General features: G+C 67.1%; 14 protein-coding genes. 4 read left to right on the plus strand and 10 right to left on the minus strand.

The window, feature by feature from the left end; translation table 11 throughout:
* Positions 1-9 precede the first annotated feature (9 nt).
* Positions 10-2,754 carry a DNA mismatch repair protein MutS gene (mutS, locus tag EL249_RS07805; protein WP_005673280.1) on the minus strand — a complete coding sequence of 915 codons (2,745 nt, stop codon included), beginning with the start codon at positions 2,752-2,754 and terminating at the stop codon, positions 10-12.
* Between the two features lie 222 nt (positions 2,755-2,976).
* Positions 2,977-3,897, minus strand: coding sequence for a LysR family transcriptional regulator (locus EL249_RS07810; protein WP_005673279.1), 921 nt, complete (start codon positions 3,895-3,897; stop codon positions 2,977-2,979).
* A 271-nt stretch (positions 3,898-4,168) separates the two neighbouring features.
* Between EL249_RS07810 and ykgO the strand changes: the two genes are divergently transcribed.
* Positions 4,169-4,321, plus strand: coding sequence for a type B 50S ribosomal protein L36 (ykgO, locus tag EL249_RS07815; RefSeq protein ID WP_005673278.1), 153 nt, complete (start codon positions 4,169-4,171; stop codon positions 4,319-4,321).
* A gap of 173 nt (positions 4,322-4,494) precedes the next feature.
* Positions 4,495-5,439, plus strand: a complete 945-nt coding sequence (locus EL249_RS07820; protein WP_050781838.1) for a DMT family transporter — start codon at positions 4,495-4,497, stop codon at positions 5,437-5,439.
* Positions 5,440-5,506: 67 nt separating this feature from the next.
* On the opposite strand, the gene EL249_RS07825 is transcribed toward EL249_RS07820, so the two are convergent.
* The 4 genes from EL249_RS07825 to EL249_RS07840 all read right to left on the minus strand — a co-directional run bounded on the left by EL249_RS07825 (position 5,507) and on the right by EL249_RS07840 (position 10,918).
* Entirely contained in the window at positions 5,507-7,150 is a 1,644-nt protein-coding gene (locus EL249_RS07825; protein WP_005673276.1) for an MFS transporter, read from the minus strand.
* A 19-nt stretch (positions 7,151-7,169) separates the two neighbouring features.
* Complete coding sequence (speG, locus tag EL249_RS07830) at positions 7,170-7,814, minus strand: spermidine N1-acetyltransferase (protein WP_005673274.1); 645 nt, start codon at positions 7,812-7,814, stop codon at positions 7,170-7,172.
* Between the two features lie 178 nt (positions 7,815-7,992).
* Positions 7,993-9,036 carry a YcjF family protein gene (locus EL249_RS07835; protein ID WP_005673273.1) on the minus strand — a complete coding sequence of 348 codons (1,044 nt, stop codon included), beginning with the start codon at positions 9,034-9,036 and terminating at the stop codon, positions 7,993-7,995.
* A gap of 103 nt (positions 9,037-9,139) precedes the next feature.
* Positions 9,140-10,918 carry a tannase/feruloyl esterase family alpha/beta hydrolase gene (locus EL249_RS07840; protein ID WP_170169602.1) on the minus strand — a complete coding sequence of 593 codons (1,779 nt, stop codon included), beginning with the start codon at positions 10,916-10,918 and terminating at the stop codon, positions 9,140-9,142.
* A gap of 244 nt (positions 10,919-11,162) precedes the next feature.
* On the opposite strand from EL249_RS07840, the gene EL249_RS07845 reads away from it, so the two are divergent.
* On the plus strand, positions 11,163-12,434 hold the full coding sequence (locus EL249_RS07845; RefSeq protein WP_005673269.1) for an O-acetylhomoserine aminocarboxypropyltransferase/cysteine synthase family protein: 1,272 nt from the start codon (positions 11,163-11,165) through the stop codon (positions 12,432-12,434).
* A 31-nt stretch (positions 12,435-12,465) separates the two neighbouring features.
* Positions 12,466-12,888, plus strand: a complete 423-nt coding sequence (locus EL249_RS07850; protein WP_005673267.1) for an EamA family transporter — start codon at positions 12,466-12,468, stop codon at positions 12,886-12,888.
* A 3-nt stretch (positions 12,889-12,891) separates the two neighbouring features.
* On the opposite strand, the gene EL249_RS07855 is transcribed toward EL249_RS07850, so the two are convergent.
* From EL249_RS07855 to EL249_RS07875, 4 genes are all read right to left on the minus strand, one after another.
* Positions 12,892-14,796: an RHS repeat domain-containing protein gene (locus EL249_RS07855; protein WP_005673266.1), complete on the minus strand. Its 1,905-nt coding sequence runs from the start codon at positions 14,794-14,796 to the stop codon at positions 12,892-12,894.
* 159 nt (positions 14,797-14,955) lie between these two features.
* Positions 14,956-16,290, minus strand: coding sequence for a thiolase family protein (locus EL249_RS07860; protein ID WP_005673265.1), 1,335 nt, complete (start codon positions 16,288-16,290; stop codon positions 14,956-14,958).
* Positions 16,290-18,014: an AMP-binding protein gene (locus tag EL249_RS13555; RefSeq protein WP_005673264.1), complete on the minus strand. Its 1,725-nt coding sequence runs from the start codon at positions 18,012-18,014 to the stop codon at positions 16,290-16,292. Before EL249_RS13555 ends, EL249_RS07860 begins: the two co-directional genes overlap by 1 nt.
* Positions 18,011-18,613 carry a biotin transporter BioY gene (locus EL249_RS07875; RefSeq protein WP_005673263.1) on the minus strand — a complete coding sequence of 201 codons (603 nt, stop codon included), beginning with the start codon at positions 18,611-18,613 and terminating at the stop codon, positions 18,011-18,013. The genes EL249_RS13555 and EL249_RS07875 overlap by 4 nt, the downstream gene beginning before the upstream one ends.
* Positions 18,614-18,803: the final 190 nt, after the last annotated feature.

The following is an 18,803-nucleotide window of genomic DNA, read 5'->3' on the forward strand; positions in this document are numbered from 1 at the left end:
GCCTGTTGCTCATGATCCTGATGGCTGCAGGACCTCGCGCCAGCGGTGCAGCTGTTCGGCGGCCTGGCGGGGCGTGATCGCGTCCAGATCCAGCGCCCGAAGCTCGTCCAGCACCTGCTGTGCCGCGGCATCGGCCCTGAGCGAAGAGAAGGGTTCCCCTCCATTTTCGCACTCCTGCGTGTCGGATGCCGGTACGTCTGATGCAACAGTGCTGTCTTGCAGGGTTTCCGTTGCAAAAAGGTCCAGCTGGGGGCCCTGGTCGGCGGCGTTCTCTTCCAGCGCCTGCAGGAGTGTCTGGGCATGGCGCAGCAGCCCGGCGGGAAGCCCCGCCAGCTTGGCCACCTGCAGGCCATGGCTCTTGCTGGCCGGCCCCGGCTGGACCTGATGCAGGAACACGATGCGCCCGTTGTGCTCGGTGGCCGACAGGTGCAGGTTCACGGCTGCATCCTCGTGCGCAGCCAGGCTCGTCAGCTCGAAGTAGTGCGTGGCAAAGAGCGTGAGGCAACGGCGCTGCACCAGCAGGTGGCGCGCAATCGCGTGGGCCAGCGACAGTCCGTCGAAGGTGGAGGTGCCCCGGCCGATCTCGTCGACCAGCACCAGCGAGCGTTCGGTGGCGGCGTTGACGATGACGGCTGCCTCGGTCATCTCCACCATGAAGGTGGAGCGGCCGCCGGCCAGGTCGTCGGATGCGCCGATGCGCGTGAAGATCCGGTCGATGGGGCCGACTTCGCAGGCGGTGGCCGGCACGAAGCTGCCGCACCAGGCCAGAATGGCAATGAGGGCTGCCTGCCGCATGTAGGTGGACTTGCCGCCCATGTTGGGGCCGGTGATGATCAGCAGCCGCCGCTGCGGCGTCAGCTCGCAGTCGTTGGCAATGAACTGCTCCACCATGCCTTCCACCACCGGGTGTCGTCCGCCTTTCACGAGCAGTCCCGGCACGGCCAGCAGGCCCGGCCGACTCCAGCCCGACTGCCCGGCCACCTGGGCAAAGGCCTGGCACACATCCAGGTGGGCCAGGCCGGCGGCCAGCCGCTGCAGGGCCGGTGTATGTGGAGCCAGCTCGGTCAGCAGCTGCTCGTAGAGCGCCCGCTCGCGCGCCAGTGCCCGTTCACGGGCTGACAGCGCCTTGTCCTCGAAGGCCTTCAGTTCGGGTGTGATGTAGCGTTCGGCCGCTTTCAGCGTCTGGCGGCGCCGGTACTCGGTGGGGATGCGGTCGGCGTGGCTGCGGCCCACCTCAATGTAGAAACCGTGCACGCTGTTGTAGCCCACCTTCAGCGTGGCGATGCCGGTACGCTCGCGCTCGCGCGCTTCCATCTCGGCCAGAAAGCCGTCGCAGCCGGCGTCGATGTCGCGCAGCTCGTCAAGCTGGGCATCGAAGCCGGGGCGGATCACGCCGCCGTCGCGGATCATCGTGGCTGGCTCGTCCAGCAGTGTGGCCGACAGCCGTTCGCCGATGGCCGGATCGATGTCGGCTGCCTGGGCCAGCTGCTGCAACGCGGTGAGGGCTGCCGGCTCGGTCTCAGCGCCCGGAACATCCAGCTGGGCCTGCAGCTGCGAGACGCAGGCACCCAGGACCGGCAGGCTGTCGCGCAGCGCCACCAGCTCGCGCGGCCGTGCGCTGCCCAGCATGATGCGCGACGCAATCCGCTCGATGTCGGCCGCCTGCGAGAGCAGCCGCCCGATGGGCTGTGCCATGTCCTTTTCCAGCAGCAGCGCCACCAGCGCCTGGCGAGCGTGCACGGCGGTGCGGTCCTGCAGCGGTGCCAGCAGCCATTGGCGCAGCAGCCGGCTGCCGGCCGCGGTGGCGCAGACATCCATCCGCGACAGCAGCGTCGGCCCCTGTTCCTCCTGCAGCGGGCGTACCAGTTCCAGATTTCGGCGTGCCACCTGGTCGATGATGATGTGCGCCTCGCGCCGCACGCGCTCGATGGGCTGCAGGTGCCGGAAGGGCTGGCCGATGTTCTGACCCAGATAGACCAGCAGCGCACCGATGGCGGCCTGGCCGGCCTCGTCCTCCTGCAGCTCGGTGGCGTGCAGCGTCTGGATGCCCAGGGCCTCGCAGATGGTGCGACCGGCACGCGCCACGTCGAACTGCCAGTCCGGCCTGGCCAGGATGGGCATCACCGGCGTGGTGCGGGCATGCAGGCGCAGACGCTCCAGCAGCACCGACTTGTTGCGTGCCGCCGCCTCGGACACCAGCAGCTCGCCTGGGCCGATCCGCTCGATCTCGGCTTCCAGCTCGGCCTCGGGCAGGGTGGTGAGCGTGCAGCGCCCGCTGGCGGCCACCACGGTGGCCAGCGTGACCAGCGGTGTAGTCCGGGCACCTCGCCGCCCTGCGTCGGAGAACACCAGCGCCGCCAGCGGCCGGTCCTCGCGTTCTGGCAGCAGTTGCGCGTCCGTCAGCGTGCCGGGGGTGATGGTGCGGATCACCTTCCGCTCCACGGGCCCCTTGCTGGCGGCCGGATCGCCAATCTGCTCGCAGATGGCCACCGACTGGCCCAGCGCCACCAACCGCGCTAGGTACTGCTCCAGCGCCTGCACGGGTACCCCGGCCATCGGGATTGGCTCGCCGGCCGACGTGCCACGCTTGGTCAGTGTGATCGACAGCAGCTGAGCCGCCTTTCGGGCATCCTCGTAGAACATCTCGTAAAAGTCGCCCATCCGGTAGAAAAGCAGCGCATCCGGATGTTCGGCCTTGATGCTCAGGTACTGGCGCATCATCGGCGTGTGGGCGGAGAGATCGACGGAGGACATGGCGGGCAGGCAAGCGTTGGGAACCAGACACGATGGTAACGTGATGGCAACCCGTGAGCCGTGCGATCCGGGAGCCCGGGCAGTCTGGGGGCCTGAGCAGTCTAGTAGTCCAGGCAGTCAGGAGCTTGGGGAGCATTTGGCCCCCTGGGCGATCCGGGGCTCGGGGCAGTTCGGCACCCTGGAGGCTTCCCGCTGCCCGGGGCCCACGGGGCAGATCGATGGTCAGTGTGCCGCGTCGGTGTTCCAGGGCGCCTCCCGCCAGCGCCGGGCCAGGAATTCGATGAAGACGTCCAGCCGGCGCGGGACCGGGTCGCGCCGCGCCCGCACGGCGCTGATGTGGGTGACGGGCACGGTCCAGTCCGGCAGCACCGGTACCAGGCGTCCGCTGCGCAGAGCATCGTGGATGTCCCAGGTTTCCCGCAGCGAGATGCCCAGCCCCGCCAGGCACCAGGCGTGCAGGATGTCGCCGCTGTCACTGCCCAGCGCCCCGTTCATCACCACCGTCCGTTCCCGCCGTCCCTGGCGCAGGGCCCAGGTGGTCTGCGCCCCGTCCGCGCCGGCCGGCAGCAGGGCCTGATGCCGACTCAGATCCTCAGGCCGATGCGGCGTGCCGTGGGCGGCCAGATAGCCTGGTGAGGCCACCAGCATGCCGCGGTTGAGTGCCAGCGGCGTGGACACCAGACGCGAATCGGTCGGCTCGTCCAGGCGGATGGCCAGATCGAAGCCGTCGCCGTACAGGTCCACCATCCGGTCGGTCAGGCGAAGGTCGAAGCCGACCTGTGGGTGCCGGCGACTGAACTCGGCGATGGCCGGGGCCACGTGCTTGCGTCCGAACGGCGCCGGTGCCGTCAGCCGGATGACGCCGCGCAGCGTGTCGTCGTCACCCTGGCCCACCTGCTGGATCTCGTCCAGGATGGACAGCACCGAGCGGGCACGCGCTGCAATGGTGCGTCCCTCGTCGGTGATGCGCAGATTGCGCGTGTTGCGCTCGAAGAGGGGCGTGCCCAGCGCGTTCTCCAGTCGCGCGATCTGCTTGCTGACGGTCTTTGGATCCAGTTGCAGGCTACGGGCGGCTGCCGAGAAACTGGCGCTGTCGGCAACCCGTACCAGAACGTGCAGATCGTCGAGGTTTCGCAAAGACATCGATACATCCTGCCCAATACAAGCGGTCTTGTTGTGAGATAAGTAATTGACTGGAACATTCTGTCACATCGCAGGGTGAAGGACAGCCCCATAAAAAGATGGGGAAGGGCGATGTCCGAAGTCGGGATAGGAGGGGGCTTTCATCGTGCGGCGCCCTCGCCATGTGCCTTCATGACGACAGTTCCGCGGACAGAGAGCAGGTGCCTCTTGGCTCTTATTGCTAATGCAGTATCATTAGCGTTTTGATGAAACGCCATGAGGAGCCCAAACCATGCAGGTCCTGTCGTCCTTGAAGGAAGCCAAGAAACGTGCCCGTGACTGCCAGGTGGTGCGGCGGCGTGGGCGCATCTACATCATCTGCAAGTCCAACCCGCGCTTCAAGGCGCGCCAGGGCGGGGCCAAGAACCGCAACAAGCACGCCTGAAACATCGCTCCAAAGCGCGGCGCGCACTGTTCAAGGCCTGGAGAACAGGGCTCAGATCGCGGCCCGAAGCCGCCGTGCCTGGTGCCGAAGGGCCGGGCACGCCAGGCACGCATCGGGTTTTCCAGAGTTCAGGGCGGGTCTTTCAGCCTTGGGCGGGCCGTATCATCCCGGGCATGAGTACGCAGCCTGCCGTGTCCGGGGCATCGCCTTCGCCCCCATCCACATCTTCATCCCCGCAGTCCCCCTCTCCGTTTTCGCTGTCGCGCCAGGAGCTGGCGCTGGTGGCCGTCACGGCCTTCTGGGGCAGCACCTTTCTCATCATCCAGCTGGCCATGCAGCACAGCGGGCCGCTGTTCTTCGTGGGGCTGCGCTTCGTCACGGCCGGACTGGTTGGAACGCTGGTGTTCTGGAAGCGATTGCAGGGTCTTACCCGGCAGGATCTGGTGGCGGGCATGGTGATCGGGATCAGCATCTGCCTGGGCTATGTGCTGCAGACCTGGGGGCTGAAGACGATTCCGGTCAGTCAGTCGGCCTTCATCACCGGGCTGTATGTGCCGATGGTGCCGCTGCTGCAGTGGCTGGTGATGCGTCGCCGACCGTCGGCCATGAACCTGGTGGGGGTGACGCTGGCCTTTGCGGGGCTGGTGCTGATGGCAGGTCCCCAGGAGGGCGAGTTCGGCATGACCTTCGGGGCATGGGTGACGCTGGCTGGGGCGGTGGCCATCGCCTTCGAGATCATCCTGATCGGGCACTACGCCGGCCGGGTGGACCTGGGGCGGGTGACGGTCGTTCAGCTGTACGCAGCCGGACTGCTGTCGTTTCTCCTGATGCCCGTTCTGGGCGAATCGGTTCCGGAATTTTCCTGGGTGTGGCTGGTGGGGGCTATCGGGCTGGGCCTCAGCAGCATCCTCATCCAGCTGGGCATGAACTGGGCCCAGAAAACGGTCTCGCCCACCCGGGCCACAGTCATCTACGCCGGTGAGCCGGTCTGGGGCGGGCTGGCCGGTTATGCAGCCGGTGAACGTCTGCCGCTGCTGGCCCTGGCCGGGGGCGCGCTGATCGTGACCGGGGTGCTGGTCAGCGAGCTGAAGCTACGCCGGCGCCAGCCCGGGTCCTGATCGCATCAGGGCATCGGCATGGGCCATGGGCAGTCCTTGGTGGCCAGCCGACCAGCCATGGCGTATTTCAGGACGCCCGCTGCCGGGGACGCAGCAGCCGGTTGGTGATCCATGCCCCGCTGGTCAGGATGACTGCCCCCAGGTGCATCACCACGGTGTAGCTGCGGTCAAAGGCCGTCTGGGCAGCGACCAGCAGGCTAGCTGCCTCTTGGCGGGCGGCTGCATCCTCTGCAGGCAGGGAGCCCGCCAGCCCCGGTTCGGCCAGGGTTGGGGACAGATGCTGGCCAAGGTGCGCCAGGTGATCGGGCAGGGCGCCGCCGGATGCCGCCACGATGTCCAGGGCCGCGCTGATGCTTCGGGCGGCCGCTGCGTCCACGCCCGGTGGCAGCTGCACGAACACCGTGTAGAGCCCGGTCAGCAAGCTGCCCAGCAGTGCGATCGACAGCAGCGCACCGAATTCATAGGCCACTTCCTCCACGGACGAGGCCATGCCGGCCCGGTGCGGTGGCGCGCTTTCCACGATGGCGGTGGAGGCCACCGAGATGGTGGCGCCCAGGCCCAGCCCGGCCAGCAGCAGGCCCGTCACCAGCCATCCCAGGCCCTCATGGGCCGCCGGCAGGCCCGATGGATGCCACGGGAGCGCCTGGGCGGCCACCAGCATGCCCAATGCACCCACAGCCAGACCACCGGCAATCAGCCGCCGCAGGCCGATATGGTGCAGCCACAGGCCTCCCAGGATGGAACTGGGCAGCGTGCCGATGAACAGCACCGAGGCCAGCAGCCCGCTCTGCAGCGGCGTGTAGCCGGCTACCCACTGAAAGCGCTGTGAGACGCCCAGCAGCACGCCACCGGTCGTGAACGTCACCGACACGGCGCCCAGCACGCCCGCGGCAAAGGCGGGGTTGCGAAACAGCGAGAAGTCCAGCAGGGGATGGGTTAGCTGGCGCTGTCGCCGGACGAAGGCCAGTCCTGCCACAAGGCCAGCGGCCAGGGCGGCGCCCAGCACTCCAAGGTCGATGGGCGGATGGGTGGCCGTCTTGATGGCCAGCACCAGCGAGGAGAGCGCAAGCAGCGCCAGCACCGACGAGGGCAGATCCCAGGGATCTGCGTTCGGGTTGCGCTGTTCGGGTGCCACGAACCAGGTGCCCAGCCAGGCCACGGCGATGATGGGCACGTTGACGAGAAAGAGCGCGCCCCAGTGGAAGTGGCCCAGCAGCCAGCCGCCCAGCAGCGGCCCCAGAATGGCACCCACCAGCGACAGGCAGGCCCAGACCGAGATGGCCAGCGCCCGTTCGCGCTCGTCGGCAAAGCCCACCCGGATGAGGGCCAGCGTGGCCGGCAGCATGGCCGAGGCGCCCATGGCCTGCAGCACGCGGGCCAGCACCAGAACGGCCACCGAGCCCGCATAGGCCGCCATCAGCGAGGCCAGCCCGAAGATGACCAGCCCCACCAGGTACATGCGCCGGTGGCCGATGCGGTCGCCCAGCGTGCCCGCACCCAGCAGCAGTCCGGTACTGAAGAGCGGATAGGCATTGACGATCCACAGCCCTTCGGCCGCGCTGGCGTGCAGTTCATGCGTGAGCACCGGCAGGGCCGTCAGCAGGATGGTGATGTCCACCGTGACCAGCAGCAGGCCCAGGCCCACCATCATCAGCAGCAGCCAGCGGTGGGGAGATTTCGGTGCAGCGGAAAAGGGATGTTCCTCGGTCATCGACGATGCCTGTGCCGCCTCACTGTGCCGTCGGTGTCACCAGCCCGACCTGCTGAGGACGGTTGGCCGACAGGAAGTCGTGCTGGAACAGGCACATCCGGATGACGTCGCGGTACTGGCCGTTGATGAAGAATTCGTGCTTCAGCTCGCCTTCCACCTCGAAGCCCAGCTTCCGGTAGATGTGCATCGCCTTGTGGTTCTCGCGGTCGACGATCAGGTAGATCTTGTACAGGTTCAACACGCTGAAGCCATACTCCATGGCCAGCCGGGCCGCCTTGAAGGCAATGCCCTTGCCCTGATGATCGGGGGCGATGATGATCTGGAACTCGGCCCGCCGGTGCACGTGGTCGATCTCCACCAGCTCCACCAGGCCCACGCTCTTGCCATAGGCCTCCACCACGAAGCGGCGCTCGCGCTGGTCGTGGATGTGCTCGTCGTACAGCGCCGACAGCTCGGCAAAGGTCTCGAAGGGCTCCTCGAACCAGTAGCGCATCACGTTGGCGTTGTTGTCCAGCTGGTGCACGAAGGGCAGGTCCTCACGCTCCAGCGGACGCAGCCGCAGGCTGATCTCGGCTGGACGGGAGGCCGCTTCGGCAGGGCGTGCAGAAGCATGGAGCGCCGGGGCCGGCGCCTCGGCAGCGTGTGGGCGATGCTTGGAAGACATGGTTGTCGGAAGGGGTGTACGAAGGCCCACTATAGCGCTGCGCCCGCGACGCACAAAGCCGCGGGCGATCAGATGCAGGCCAGCACGCCGCTTCCATGCGAGGACGTTGTACCGTTGCATCGGTGCACACGGTCGGAACGCTGGGGTACCGGCCAGGGGCCGGTACCGTCGTGGCGTCTTACCCCTGGCCGCGCACCAGCGCCATCACCTTGGCCGCATCCAGCTGGCGCGATTCAGCCTCGATCCGGGGCAGGTACTGCGACTGCAGCGCACGACCGTCGCCCAGCACGCGCTGATAGGCGTCCTTCAGCATCTGGGTGGACAGCGTGCGGCCGCCGGCATAGTACTCGCGCGCCACGTGTCCCAGGGCGTAGGTGCTGGCAAAGCTCATGCCCGAGCTGACGGCCTGGCGGCCGAGCCCGCCCAGCATGCCCTTGCCCAGCTTCTTGCCGAGCAGGCTGCCCAGCAGCTTGCGGCCGGCCTGTTCCAGATACTGCGAGGTGACGCCCACGCCCAGCGTGGCCAGAAAATCGCGGATGTGGCCCTTGTCCAGCGGGTAGCCGTACTGCTGGCCGATCTGGTAGACCAGCCGCATCTGCAGCGGGATGATGGCCAGCGTCGACAGCGATTCGGGCAGCAGCTCGATGGCGCCGTTGGTGATGGCCGCGCGCAGGATCTGCTGGTCGATGGCCTGTGCGTCCGGCGTGGGGCGGCCGGTCGGCACGTTCTGGTTCGCCGGAGCGTCCGGGAGCGGGGGTGTCGGGTGGCTGCCGGCTTCGTGGGGTGTGCCCTGGGCCCGGGAGTTTCCGAAAAGCGGGGTTTCCTGCAGCGGTTCCGCCAGCGGGGCCTGCGCCAGCGCCTCGGCCTGCTGCACCGTGGCCTCGGCGGAAGCTGTATCCAGCTGCAGGGCCTGGCGTGCCTCGGTCAGGAAGGCGCGTTCGGCCTCGCTGATGCTGCCATCGGCCTCGCAGACACAGACCGCCATCTCGTAGGCCAGCCGGCGGGCATCGTCATCCTGCAGCCGGGCGGCCACGTCCTGCACGCCGGTGCGCTTCATCAGCACATCCTGATGGAGCGCAGGCAGATTGATCTCCTCGCGGGCGGCCAGGCCCTCGGCAATGCGCCGGATCTCCTCGCCTTCGCGTTCATGTTTCTGCTGGTCTGCGTAGGCAGCCAGCAGGCACAGCGTCAGGGTCGCGCGGATCTGTTCGGTGTCCGTCATGGTGGGGATCCCTCCTTCGTGTGGTCAGAATGGGCGTGTGGGTCCTGCCCGGTCGGTCAGTGCCTTCTGGCGTTGTCCGGTCGGAATGTCGGCTGGCCGGCATTCAGGGCTGGCAGACGAACTGCAGCCCGGAAAACCCGCAGAAGCGCTGGAAGCCCGGTTTGAAGAACTCGGCCCCGGCCCAGTTGCGGTACAGCGCCGGGTCGATGTCGATGGTGCGGCCGCGCTGCCAGTCGGCAGGGTTGGCCGGATCGCCACCCGGTTTCAGCACCGTCAGGTACGGAAAGCGCTGGATCGGTCGGCCGCGGCCGGCGCGGGCATCCACCTCGGTGGCCGAGGCAAACAGCGTCTCGGGGGCCAGGCCGTCTTCCACCCAGTCCATCAGCGGCGTGGTCACATCCAGGCTGCCCAGGCCGTCGCCGCGGTCGCAGTGGTACATGCCGGGAATCAGGAAAAGCCGCAGCATGTCGTCGGCCTGCGGGTCCAGGTCGCGCACGGCCTGCCAGTAGGCGATGGCATTCATCGGCGTGATGTTCGGATCGGCCAGACCATGCCAGATCAGCACCTTGCCGCCCGCTTCGCGGTAGGCGGACAGATCCGGATTGCTGGCGTCCAGCAGGGCGTGCATCGGCGCCAGCCGTTGCAGTGATTCGCGGGTGAAGCGAAAGTTCGCCAGCTTCCAGTGCGGATCGTAGGAACCCGGATAGGCCAGCGCCGGAATGATGTCGCTGGAAGACTTCAGGCTGACGGTGCGTGCCGTGGGCGGCAGCACCACCTGGTCGATGGGCGTGCCCTCGGGGCTGGGCGGGCGCGTGGGTGTGGCGGCATCGGGCACCGCTGCGTGCGCGTTGGGGGCCGGCTTTGGGGGTGGCGGTGCAGCGGGCGAGGGCGTCTTCGACGGATGCAGCGGGGTGCTCATGTCGTGCGACGAGCGCTGCTGCGTCTGGCGCTGCAGCACGGCGTTGCGCGGCACCAGCACGCGCAGCCAGGCCAGCTCCGAGCCTGGCAGCACCGAGCCCAGCACCAGCTTGTGGTCGCCGTCATGGGCGCCCCGATAGACTTCGGCCACCGCGGCGGCCGTGCGCGGCGAGATGCAGTTGCCCGCGTTCATGAGGTCCCGGGAAGGGTCCGCCACCTTGTCGGGGCACACCCATTGCCAGGGATCGACCTTGCAGGTCGGGTCGCTGACCAGGCCGTCGGTCGTGCCGTCGGCGGCATCGCAGGCCTGCACTGCACGGCGGTGCAGGATCGGCAGGTCGTCCTCGCGGATGGCGGGCTGGTCGCTGTCGGGCTGCACGATGCGGGCATTCCAGCCGTGGTACATGCTGTTCTGAATGGTGAACACCAGGGACGGTGCGCCGGCCACCACGCCGTTGAAGTCTTTCGGATAGAGCTGCACGGCCATCAGCGCCTCACGCCCACCGTCGGAGCAACCTGAGAAATAGGTGTACTTCGGTGGCTGACCATAATAGCGATGAATGAGTTCACCCGCGATGAGGCGGGTGGCATGCACGGCGCGGTAGCCGAAATCCACCCGCAGCTGCATGTCGGCGGCGGCCCAGATGCCGCCGGCGCCACTGGTGTGGCCCATGTCGGTCGAGGCCATGGCCAGCGTGCCGTCGCGCTCGAAGGAACAGTCGCGCTGCGGGGAATGGATGGCCAGCCGGCCGCACAGCCCGCCGCAGCCGGTCTGCAGGTAGCGCTGCGTCCAGCCGGCCACGGGCAGCCGCACGATGAAGCGGATCTGGGGCGAGATGACGCCCTGCACCAGGCACATCGCCTTGCCATTGATGTCCTCGGTCTGCACGGACGTGACCTGCGTGGGCGCCTCGGCCAGCGAGGCATCGGCAAAGCTGTTGAGCGTGCAGGGCAGTCGGGGCATGACCGGGGGCAAATCCTGCACCGCCTGGGCATCCAGCGGCAGGGCCAGGACCCAAGGCAGGGCAGCCAGCAGGAGGGACAGGCGGCGGCGAAGGCGACCGGGTTGCAATATCATCGGGTCGGAATACGGGAACGGCAGGATCCCGCAGTCTACCGGGTTGTGGCAACGCGGCAACAGAATGCCCCCAACACGTGGGGCCAGCGGTGCATTGCGTTCTGCCGGGCATTCATCTCAGGAGACTCTCATGAAATTTTCCACCGCCGCCATCCATGCCGGCTACCACAGCGACCCCACCACCCGGGCGGCCGCCGTGCCGGTCTACCAGACGACTTCGTACACCTTCGACGACAGCCAGCATGGCGCGGACCTCTTCAACCTGGCGGTGCCCGGCAACATCTACACGCGCATCATGAACCCCACCAATGCGGTGCTGGAGGCGCGCGTGGCGGCCCTGGAGGGTGGCGTCGGTGCGCTGGCGCTGGCTTCGGGCATGACGGCCATCACCTATGCGCTGCAGGCACTGTGCTCGCCGGGCAGCAACATCGTCTCCACCAGTCAGCTGTATGGCGGCACCTACAACCTGTTCGCGCACAGCCTGCCTAACCAGGGCATCCAGTGCCGCTTCGTGGATCACGACGATCTGGAGGCGCTGGAAGCGGCCATTGATGACAATACCCGTGCGCTCTACTGCGAATCGATCGGTAACCCGGCCGGCAACGTGGTGGACCTGAAGCGCTGGGCCGAGGTGGCCGAGCGCCATGGCGTGCCGCTCATCGTCGACAACACGGTGGCCACCCCCTACCTGTGCCGCCCCTTCGAGCATGGGGCCCACATCGTCGTGCATTCGCTCACCAAGTACATTGGTGGCCATGGCACCACGATTGGCGGCGCCATCGTCGACAGCGGCCGCTTCGACTGGAAGAAGCACGCACGGCGCTTCCCCATCTTCAGCCAGCCCGACCCGTCCTACCATGGCGTCGTCTACACCGACTCCTTCGGCGAGGCGGCCTACATTGCGCGCTGCCGTGTGGTGCCGCTGCGCAATACCGGTGGGGCACTCTCGCCCTTCAACGCCTTCATGCTGCTGCAGGGGCTGGAAACCCTGTCGCTGCGCATGGAACGGCACTGCAGCAACGCGCTGCAGGTGGCGCAGTGGCTGGAGAAGCACCCGAAGGTGACACGGGTCAATTACGCGGCGCTGCCGGGCAGCCCCTACCGGGAAACGGCCGAGCGCATCTGCGGCGGCCGCGCGTCGGGCATCCTCAGCTTCGAACTGAAGGGCGGCATCGACGCCGGCATGCGCTTCATCGACGCGCTGCAGATGATCTATCGCCTCGTCAACATTGGTGATGCGAAGACGCTGGCCTGCCACCCGGCCTCCACCACGCATCGGCAGCTGAACGAGGAAGAACTGGCGCGTGCCGGTGTGCCGGCCGGTCTGGTGCGGCTGTCCATCGGCATCGAGGATGTCGAGGACATCCTGGCCGACATCGCGCAGGCGCTGGATAAGGCCTGACCAATCGCAAGACGCTCAGAAGGGAAAGACCATGGAACGCTGGGTCCTCTACGCCACGCTCTCGATGCTGTTTGCGGGCTTCACCTCCGTCATTGCCAAGATGGGCATGGAGGGCATTTCCGCCGAGCTGGGACTCAGCGTGCGCACGCTGTTCGTCTGCGGCTTCGTCTTCGTGTTTGCGCTGATGTTCGTGGACCCGGCCGAACTGCCCCGGCTGAATGGCCGCAGCCTGATGTGGCTGTGCATTTCCGGCGCCACCACGGCGCTTTCATGGATCTTCTACTACAAGGCCATCAAGGAAGGCCAGGTGGCCACCGTGGCGCTGATCGACAAGGGCAGCGTGGTGGTGGCCATGATCCTGGCCTGGATCCTGCTGCGCGAGGCCATCACCCCGCGCATGGCGATCGGCGCGACGCTGATCGTGTCGGGGCTGCTGGTGATGGTGCGCAGGTAGGCATCAGTACGGTGCAAAGGGCTTGAGTGCAGCCTGCATCGGGTTGCCGTTCATGAACAGATACGGGTTGCTGCCCTTGGGGGCATCGGGCTGCGGTACCAGATAGCGGCCCGTATCCGGATCGTATTCACCCCGTTTCGTGAAATGCAGCCCCGTGGTGGGATCTGCCCAGTGGCCGGGGAAGCGCACCACAGGGTCTGCCTGCCGACGCTCGGCGTCCGACAGCGGTTCCGGCTGCCATTTCAGCGTGGTCGGGTAGGGGGTATCGGGCAGCTCCTCGCCAAAGGGGCCGAACAGCTGGCTCCAGCTCAACGTGGTGCGCGGACTGGCTACACCGTAGGGCAGGCCACGCGGATCAAGCAGGATCCAGCGCATGCCATAGGCGTCATGCTGCAGCGTGGGACAGTTCCACGGATCCTGTGACCCGGACGACTTGACATGCTGGGCAGCGGTGCATGGGTGGGCTGTTGCGACGTTTGCCGGAGTGGCCTTCGAGTCAGTCTGTGGATGGCCGGCATCTTTCTTTCCGGGTGCCGACGCGGGTTCCTTCAGGGTCTCGATCATCAGCAAGGGCATGCCCTGATAGTGCCACCAGGTGCGCATCAACGGACGCTGCGCGCCGATCTCGGCCTGCAGCAGGCCATCCTGATAGTCGTAGAAGGTCCATTGCTTGCCTTCACGACGGGCCACCCGTTCACCGCGGTGGTTGTAGCTGTACTGGATGCTGCGACCATCCTTGTGCGTCATCGACAGGATCTGGCCGCCTGGATGCCAGCGCAGCTTCCAGCCGTTCCATTCCAGCGGCCTGCCGGCAGCGTCGTAGGGTACGTTCTTGTAACGGTGGGTGCCCGGCAGGAAGGAGGCTTCCTGCTTTCGGTCGGCCGATTTCCCGTTCAGCGTAGGCTGATGCGTCCAGCTCGATGCGATGCGGTTGCCCCGGTCGTCATAGCGGTACTGCCATTGGCTGTCACCCACTGCGGTTGGAGAAATGCGCAGCTTGTCGAGTTTTTCCTTGCTGTCGGTAGATTGCCATTTGGTGCGGATGAGACGGCCCTGCGCATCATAGTCAAAGATCTGACCGTGGTAGCGGGTTCCGATCGCCTGCCAGCGTCCGTTGTCGTGGTGTTGCAGGCGGTATTCGGTCAGATGGCTGTCGTAGTACGGAGAATCCGAAAAGATGGCGGCCCCACCCCCGATCGGCTGGCCGTTGCGTTCAAACGCCAACACATCGAAAAGACCGTTTGCAAGCGTTGCAAAGCGCTGTGGGCCGTCGTTGCCACTCTGGCGATTGGAATACAGAAAACCGTTGTGCCGTTCGCCCAGCCGGAAGTTCGCGGAGCGCACATTGATGGAGCCATTGGATTGACGGTCGATGCTCATTGCAGCCCCGTTGGGCAGCATGATTCCGCTGGGGCGCGCATCCCGGCTGTTGTTGGACGGATCGTACTGGAAGCGGGTGACGAAAATCTGATTCTTGCCCGAATCAACCGGATGGATCGCGGCCGTGCGTGCAATCAGCCGGCCGTGGGCATCGTATTCCATCCGCTCGGTCATGGAGGGTGATTCGACCTTGACCAGTTGATTTTCCTTGTAGTGGTAGGTCGTTGTTTCAGAAAACCCCTGCTTGTCGGACAGGCGCTTTTCGATCATGCGGCCCTGCTTGTCGTACTGGATCTCCAGGCGGGAGCCGGTGGCGTCGATTTCGCGGATCGGTCGGCCGGCTTCGTCGAAGAAGAGCTGGCTGGTGCCGGTGTCGGCAGATTTCATTTCCACCATCTTTGCTGCCTTGGGCTCCGCGGCAGACGCGGAATGTGGCGAGGTCAGTGAGGTGGCAGACAGCCCCAGTGAGAAGGCGGCCAGCAGGGCGGCGTACAGGGGGGAGCGGTTGCAGGCAAGGGGTGTTTTCATGGCGACAGGCACCGTGAAGAGGATGGAGCGAGGTTCGCTCACTGTGCGCCTGAAGTCGGAAAGCCGCCATCCATCGATTGGATGGTCGGCATGGGCCAGATGGATGAGCGGCTGGTGGGGGTTACCTGAACGCGTTCAAGGTCCTGCCAACGGTACTTGCTACCGATGAGCCGCCACCAGCGCCGCACTGCCCAGGCCACCCACACCAGCGATGCAGGCCAGACCTAGCCGTGGATGGCGGGGCATGGCGGTAGCCTCCGTGCCCGGCATGTCTGGACGGACCGGATGAGGTGCAGTGGATGGTTCCGCCGGAATCTCTGAGCTCTTTGGCCTCTCTGGAATGGCCGAGGTTGTCGAGGCAGCGCATGGGGCATGGGGGGCATGCAGTCGGGCCAGCAGCTCCACCAGCGCAATGGCGCCCGAGGCGCCGATGGGGTGGCCGCGCGCCAGTCCGCCGCCCCAGGCGTTGACGCGCGCAGGATCCAGCCCTTTGCCGTGCAGGGCCTGCTGGAAGGCCAGACCCTGCACGGCAAAGGCGTCATGCAGCTCGACGGCGTGCAGGACATGCAGGTCCAGCTGCTGCCGCTGCATCAGGGCCTCCGTGGCGGCCAGCGCGCCGGTCAGCGGGTTGTCAGGATCGGCGCCCAGGCTGAGCCCGCCCAGCCAGTGGGCGGCGGGCGCGATGCCATGCCGGGCGCAGAATTCTGCCGAGGCCATGAGCACGAGTGCGGCACCATCGGCCTGCGGGGAGATGGCCAGACGGCTGAGAGCGCAGTCCGGGTCCGATGCATCGGGGCTGTGGGTATCGGTTGGTGCGCGTGCCGCCACCGGCATCCGCGATGCCTGGCGCTCGCTCAGCAGCCGGGGATAGGCATCGTGCAACAGACCTTCCAGGGGCAGGATGGCGGATGGCGTGCAGGCGGAGCGTGCCGCCATGGCACGGACGGCGCGGGCGTGGCTGTCGCGGGCGTATGCATCCTGCTGGTGGCGCGTGAATCCGTGGCGGGCCGCGTAGTCGGCAGCGGCCTGCAGTGGATCGGGATCACGTGCCGGCCACGGGGTGAAGGCGGGGCGTTCGTAGGGAATGGCGGCCTGGGTGGCGTCCATGGGCCGGTGCTGGCGGATGGGGGATCGGGTCCAGGCTTCGGCACCACCGGCAATGACGACGTCGGACTGACCCGACAGGATGCGCGCCGCTGCCAGGTTGATCGCGTCCAGCCCCGAGCAGCACTGGGTGTCCACCGAGAAGGTGGCGCAGCGTTGTGGCAGGCCGGCTGCCAGCGCCGTCATGCGTGCAGGGTTGCCGCCGGCCCCCAGTGCATTGCCCAGGATCAGGGTGTCCACCGCCTCCGGCGGCAGCCCGACTGTTTGCAGCAGATGCAGCACCAGGGGGGCGGCCAGCGTGTGTGGTGTGTGATGACGCAGCGCGCCATGACGCGGCGCGACCGGGGTGCGGCCCCCGGCAAGGAGCGGAACGGGCAGAGGGGACAGCATCAGGGGCGAATCCGGGTGGCGCCCTCCAGCGCATGGCGGATGGCGGTCAGATCGGTCTTTCCGCTGGCGGTCATTGGCCAGTCGCCTTGCCAGCGCCACCAGTGGCGGGGCACCTTGTAGGACTCCAGCGCCTGATGGCACCAGGCCACCAGGTCGGCGGGAGCAGCCGTCAAGGGCACGAGTGCCGGTGCTTCGACATCGGCGCTGCCGGTCATGGCGGGGGTCTGGTTGCCGTCATCGGATGGACGCATCAGTACTGCATGCACCACCTGACCGCGCTGCGGATCAGGCAGGCCCAGCACGGCGGCCTGGGAGATGTCCGGATGGGCCATCAGACGGGCCTCGACCTCTTCGGGGAACAGGTTCCGGGCCTGGGTGACGATCATGCGATTCTCGCGCCCCACCAGATACAGGTTGCCCTGGGCATCCTGCCACCCGATGTCGCGCACGGTCAGCCATTCGCCCACGCGGCGGGCTGCCGTGGCGTCCTGGCCATTCACGTAGTCGATGAACAGCATGGGGCTGCGGATCCAGATGAGGCCGGGCTGAGGGCGGGTTGGGGGATCGGCGTGGTCCTCCTGCGTGGGGGGCGATGCCTTGTCGGAGGGGGCGGACGAGGTGGGGAACGAAGCAGGCGATGGGGTGGAAGATGAGGGAAAACCGGCGGGTGACGAGAAGGGCGAAACCTGGAGCGAAACGGTGGCTGGAGCTGCGGGTGATGGGAGTGGCGTGGAACCGCCTGTTCCATGGAAGCCGTTGCCGGGGTCGGATGCCGGGGGCAGCGTCTCGGCCGCTCCGATGTGGACCTGCACGTTGCCGAAGGGGCGGCCGACCGCCTGGGGCGGGGCGTCGGGTGTGGCCTGCATCCAGCTTACGTAGCTGGTTTCCGAGGCGCCATAGAAGGTGATGATGCGTGCCTGTGGAAACAGTGCCTGAAGCGGCGCGGTGTTCTCGTGGGCCCAGCGTGCGCCGCTGATCAGCAGCAGCTTCAGCTGCGGGATGGGACCGATCCGACGCCGGCGTGCGGCCGTCAGCAGCATCAGCAGCTGGCTGGGCACGCTGACCATGACCGGGGAGCTGCCGTCGGCCAGCGTGGTCAGGGTTCGGCCGGCCGAGAAGCGGCTCTGCAGCGAGGTGCCGCCACCGCTCCAGAGTCCCAGCAGTGCGCCGAACAGGAAGAGCGAGTGCGACATCCGCCCTGGGGCCAGCACGCGGCCGCCGGCCACCGGGCCGAAGGTCTGCAGGGTGATGCGGAAGGTCTCTGCCCATGAGAGATGGTGACGCCGGAAACCCTTGGGCAGGCCCGTGCTGCCGGAGGTGAAGCCGATGTAGAAGGGCGTTTCCGGCGTGGGGGGCGGGCTGGGGGCCGGGGACGGGTCGCCCATGTCGCGCAGCGCCGCTTCCATGCGGGCATGAACCTCGGTGGGCCAGTCCGGGTCGGCCACGGCCGCACATCGCCCGCTGCGGATGACGGCCAGGAAATCGATCAGCAGCGCCAGCGGATCGGCGGTGCTGGTGAGCAGCACGTTGCTGCCGAGGGAGCGGCCGGTGGGTGCCGCGCCCCGTTCTTCGACGGCCTTCAGGAGCTGGCCGAAATCCAGCTGCCGGGCATGGCTGCCATGGGCATCCTGGATGATGGCTGGCCGATCGGGGTGTTCATGGGCCCAGCGCAGCAGCGGGCCATGGACCAGATCGGCGGGATCGGCAGATCGGATCGCGTTCAACGGCGCGTGGCGCGGCTCTCGCTGCCCGGGAAGGGCCAGTCGGGCAGGGCGCGCGCGACGGTGTGGACGATGAGGGCGCACAGCAGCGCCTTGATGGTGTCGCCGGGCACGAAGGCCAGATCCGCCAGGAAGGCCTTGTCAAAGGTCATGTCGGCAAAGATGGTCAGACCGATGATGCCCGTGAGGTGCAGGAACACGAGCCCGCCAGCCATGGAGGCGATGAAGGCGTTGGCGGCCAACCGTCCGGCGGTATGGGCGCGCGGCAGCATCAGCATCATCCAGCCGGTGACGAAGGCCGCTGGCGCGAAGCCGTACAGGTAGCCGGCTGACGGCGACATGAACGGGGCCAGACCGCCCCGGCCTCCGGAGAGCACCGGCAGGCCCAGGGCCGCGGCCACGACGAACAACAGTACCGCCTGAAAGCCGCGCCAGGGGCCCAGCAGGCAGCCGGCCAGCATGATGCCCAGCGTCTGGGCGGTGATGGGAACGCCGAAAGGCAGGTCGATCTTGGGAATGAGGCCCAGTACCGCCAGCAGGGCGGCAAAGAGGGCGACTTGCGAGATGTGCTGCGCACTCTGGCGCGACAGGGTTCGGTCCATGAATGAGGGGATGTCTGGCAGAAGAAGGATGGGGCGCAGAGGCCGGTCGTACTGATCCCTTGGAACGTCTCCGGTCTGTGCCGTCTGGAATGGGTGTCATTCTACGGTTGACTGAAATTCTACCGTCGCCGGGAATCAGGGTTTTGCCGGATGCGGACCTGTGAGGGCTCCTTCATGCCTGCGGGCGATT

Origin of the sequence: Lautropia mirabilis (assembly GCF_900637555.1) — a bacterium.
Taxonomy (GTDB): Bacteria; Pseudomonadota; Gammaproteobacteria; order Burkholderiales; family Burkholderiaceae_E; genus Lautropia; species Lautropia mirabilis.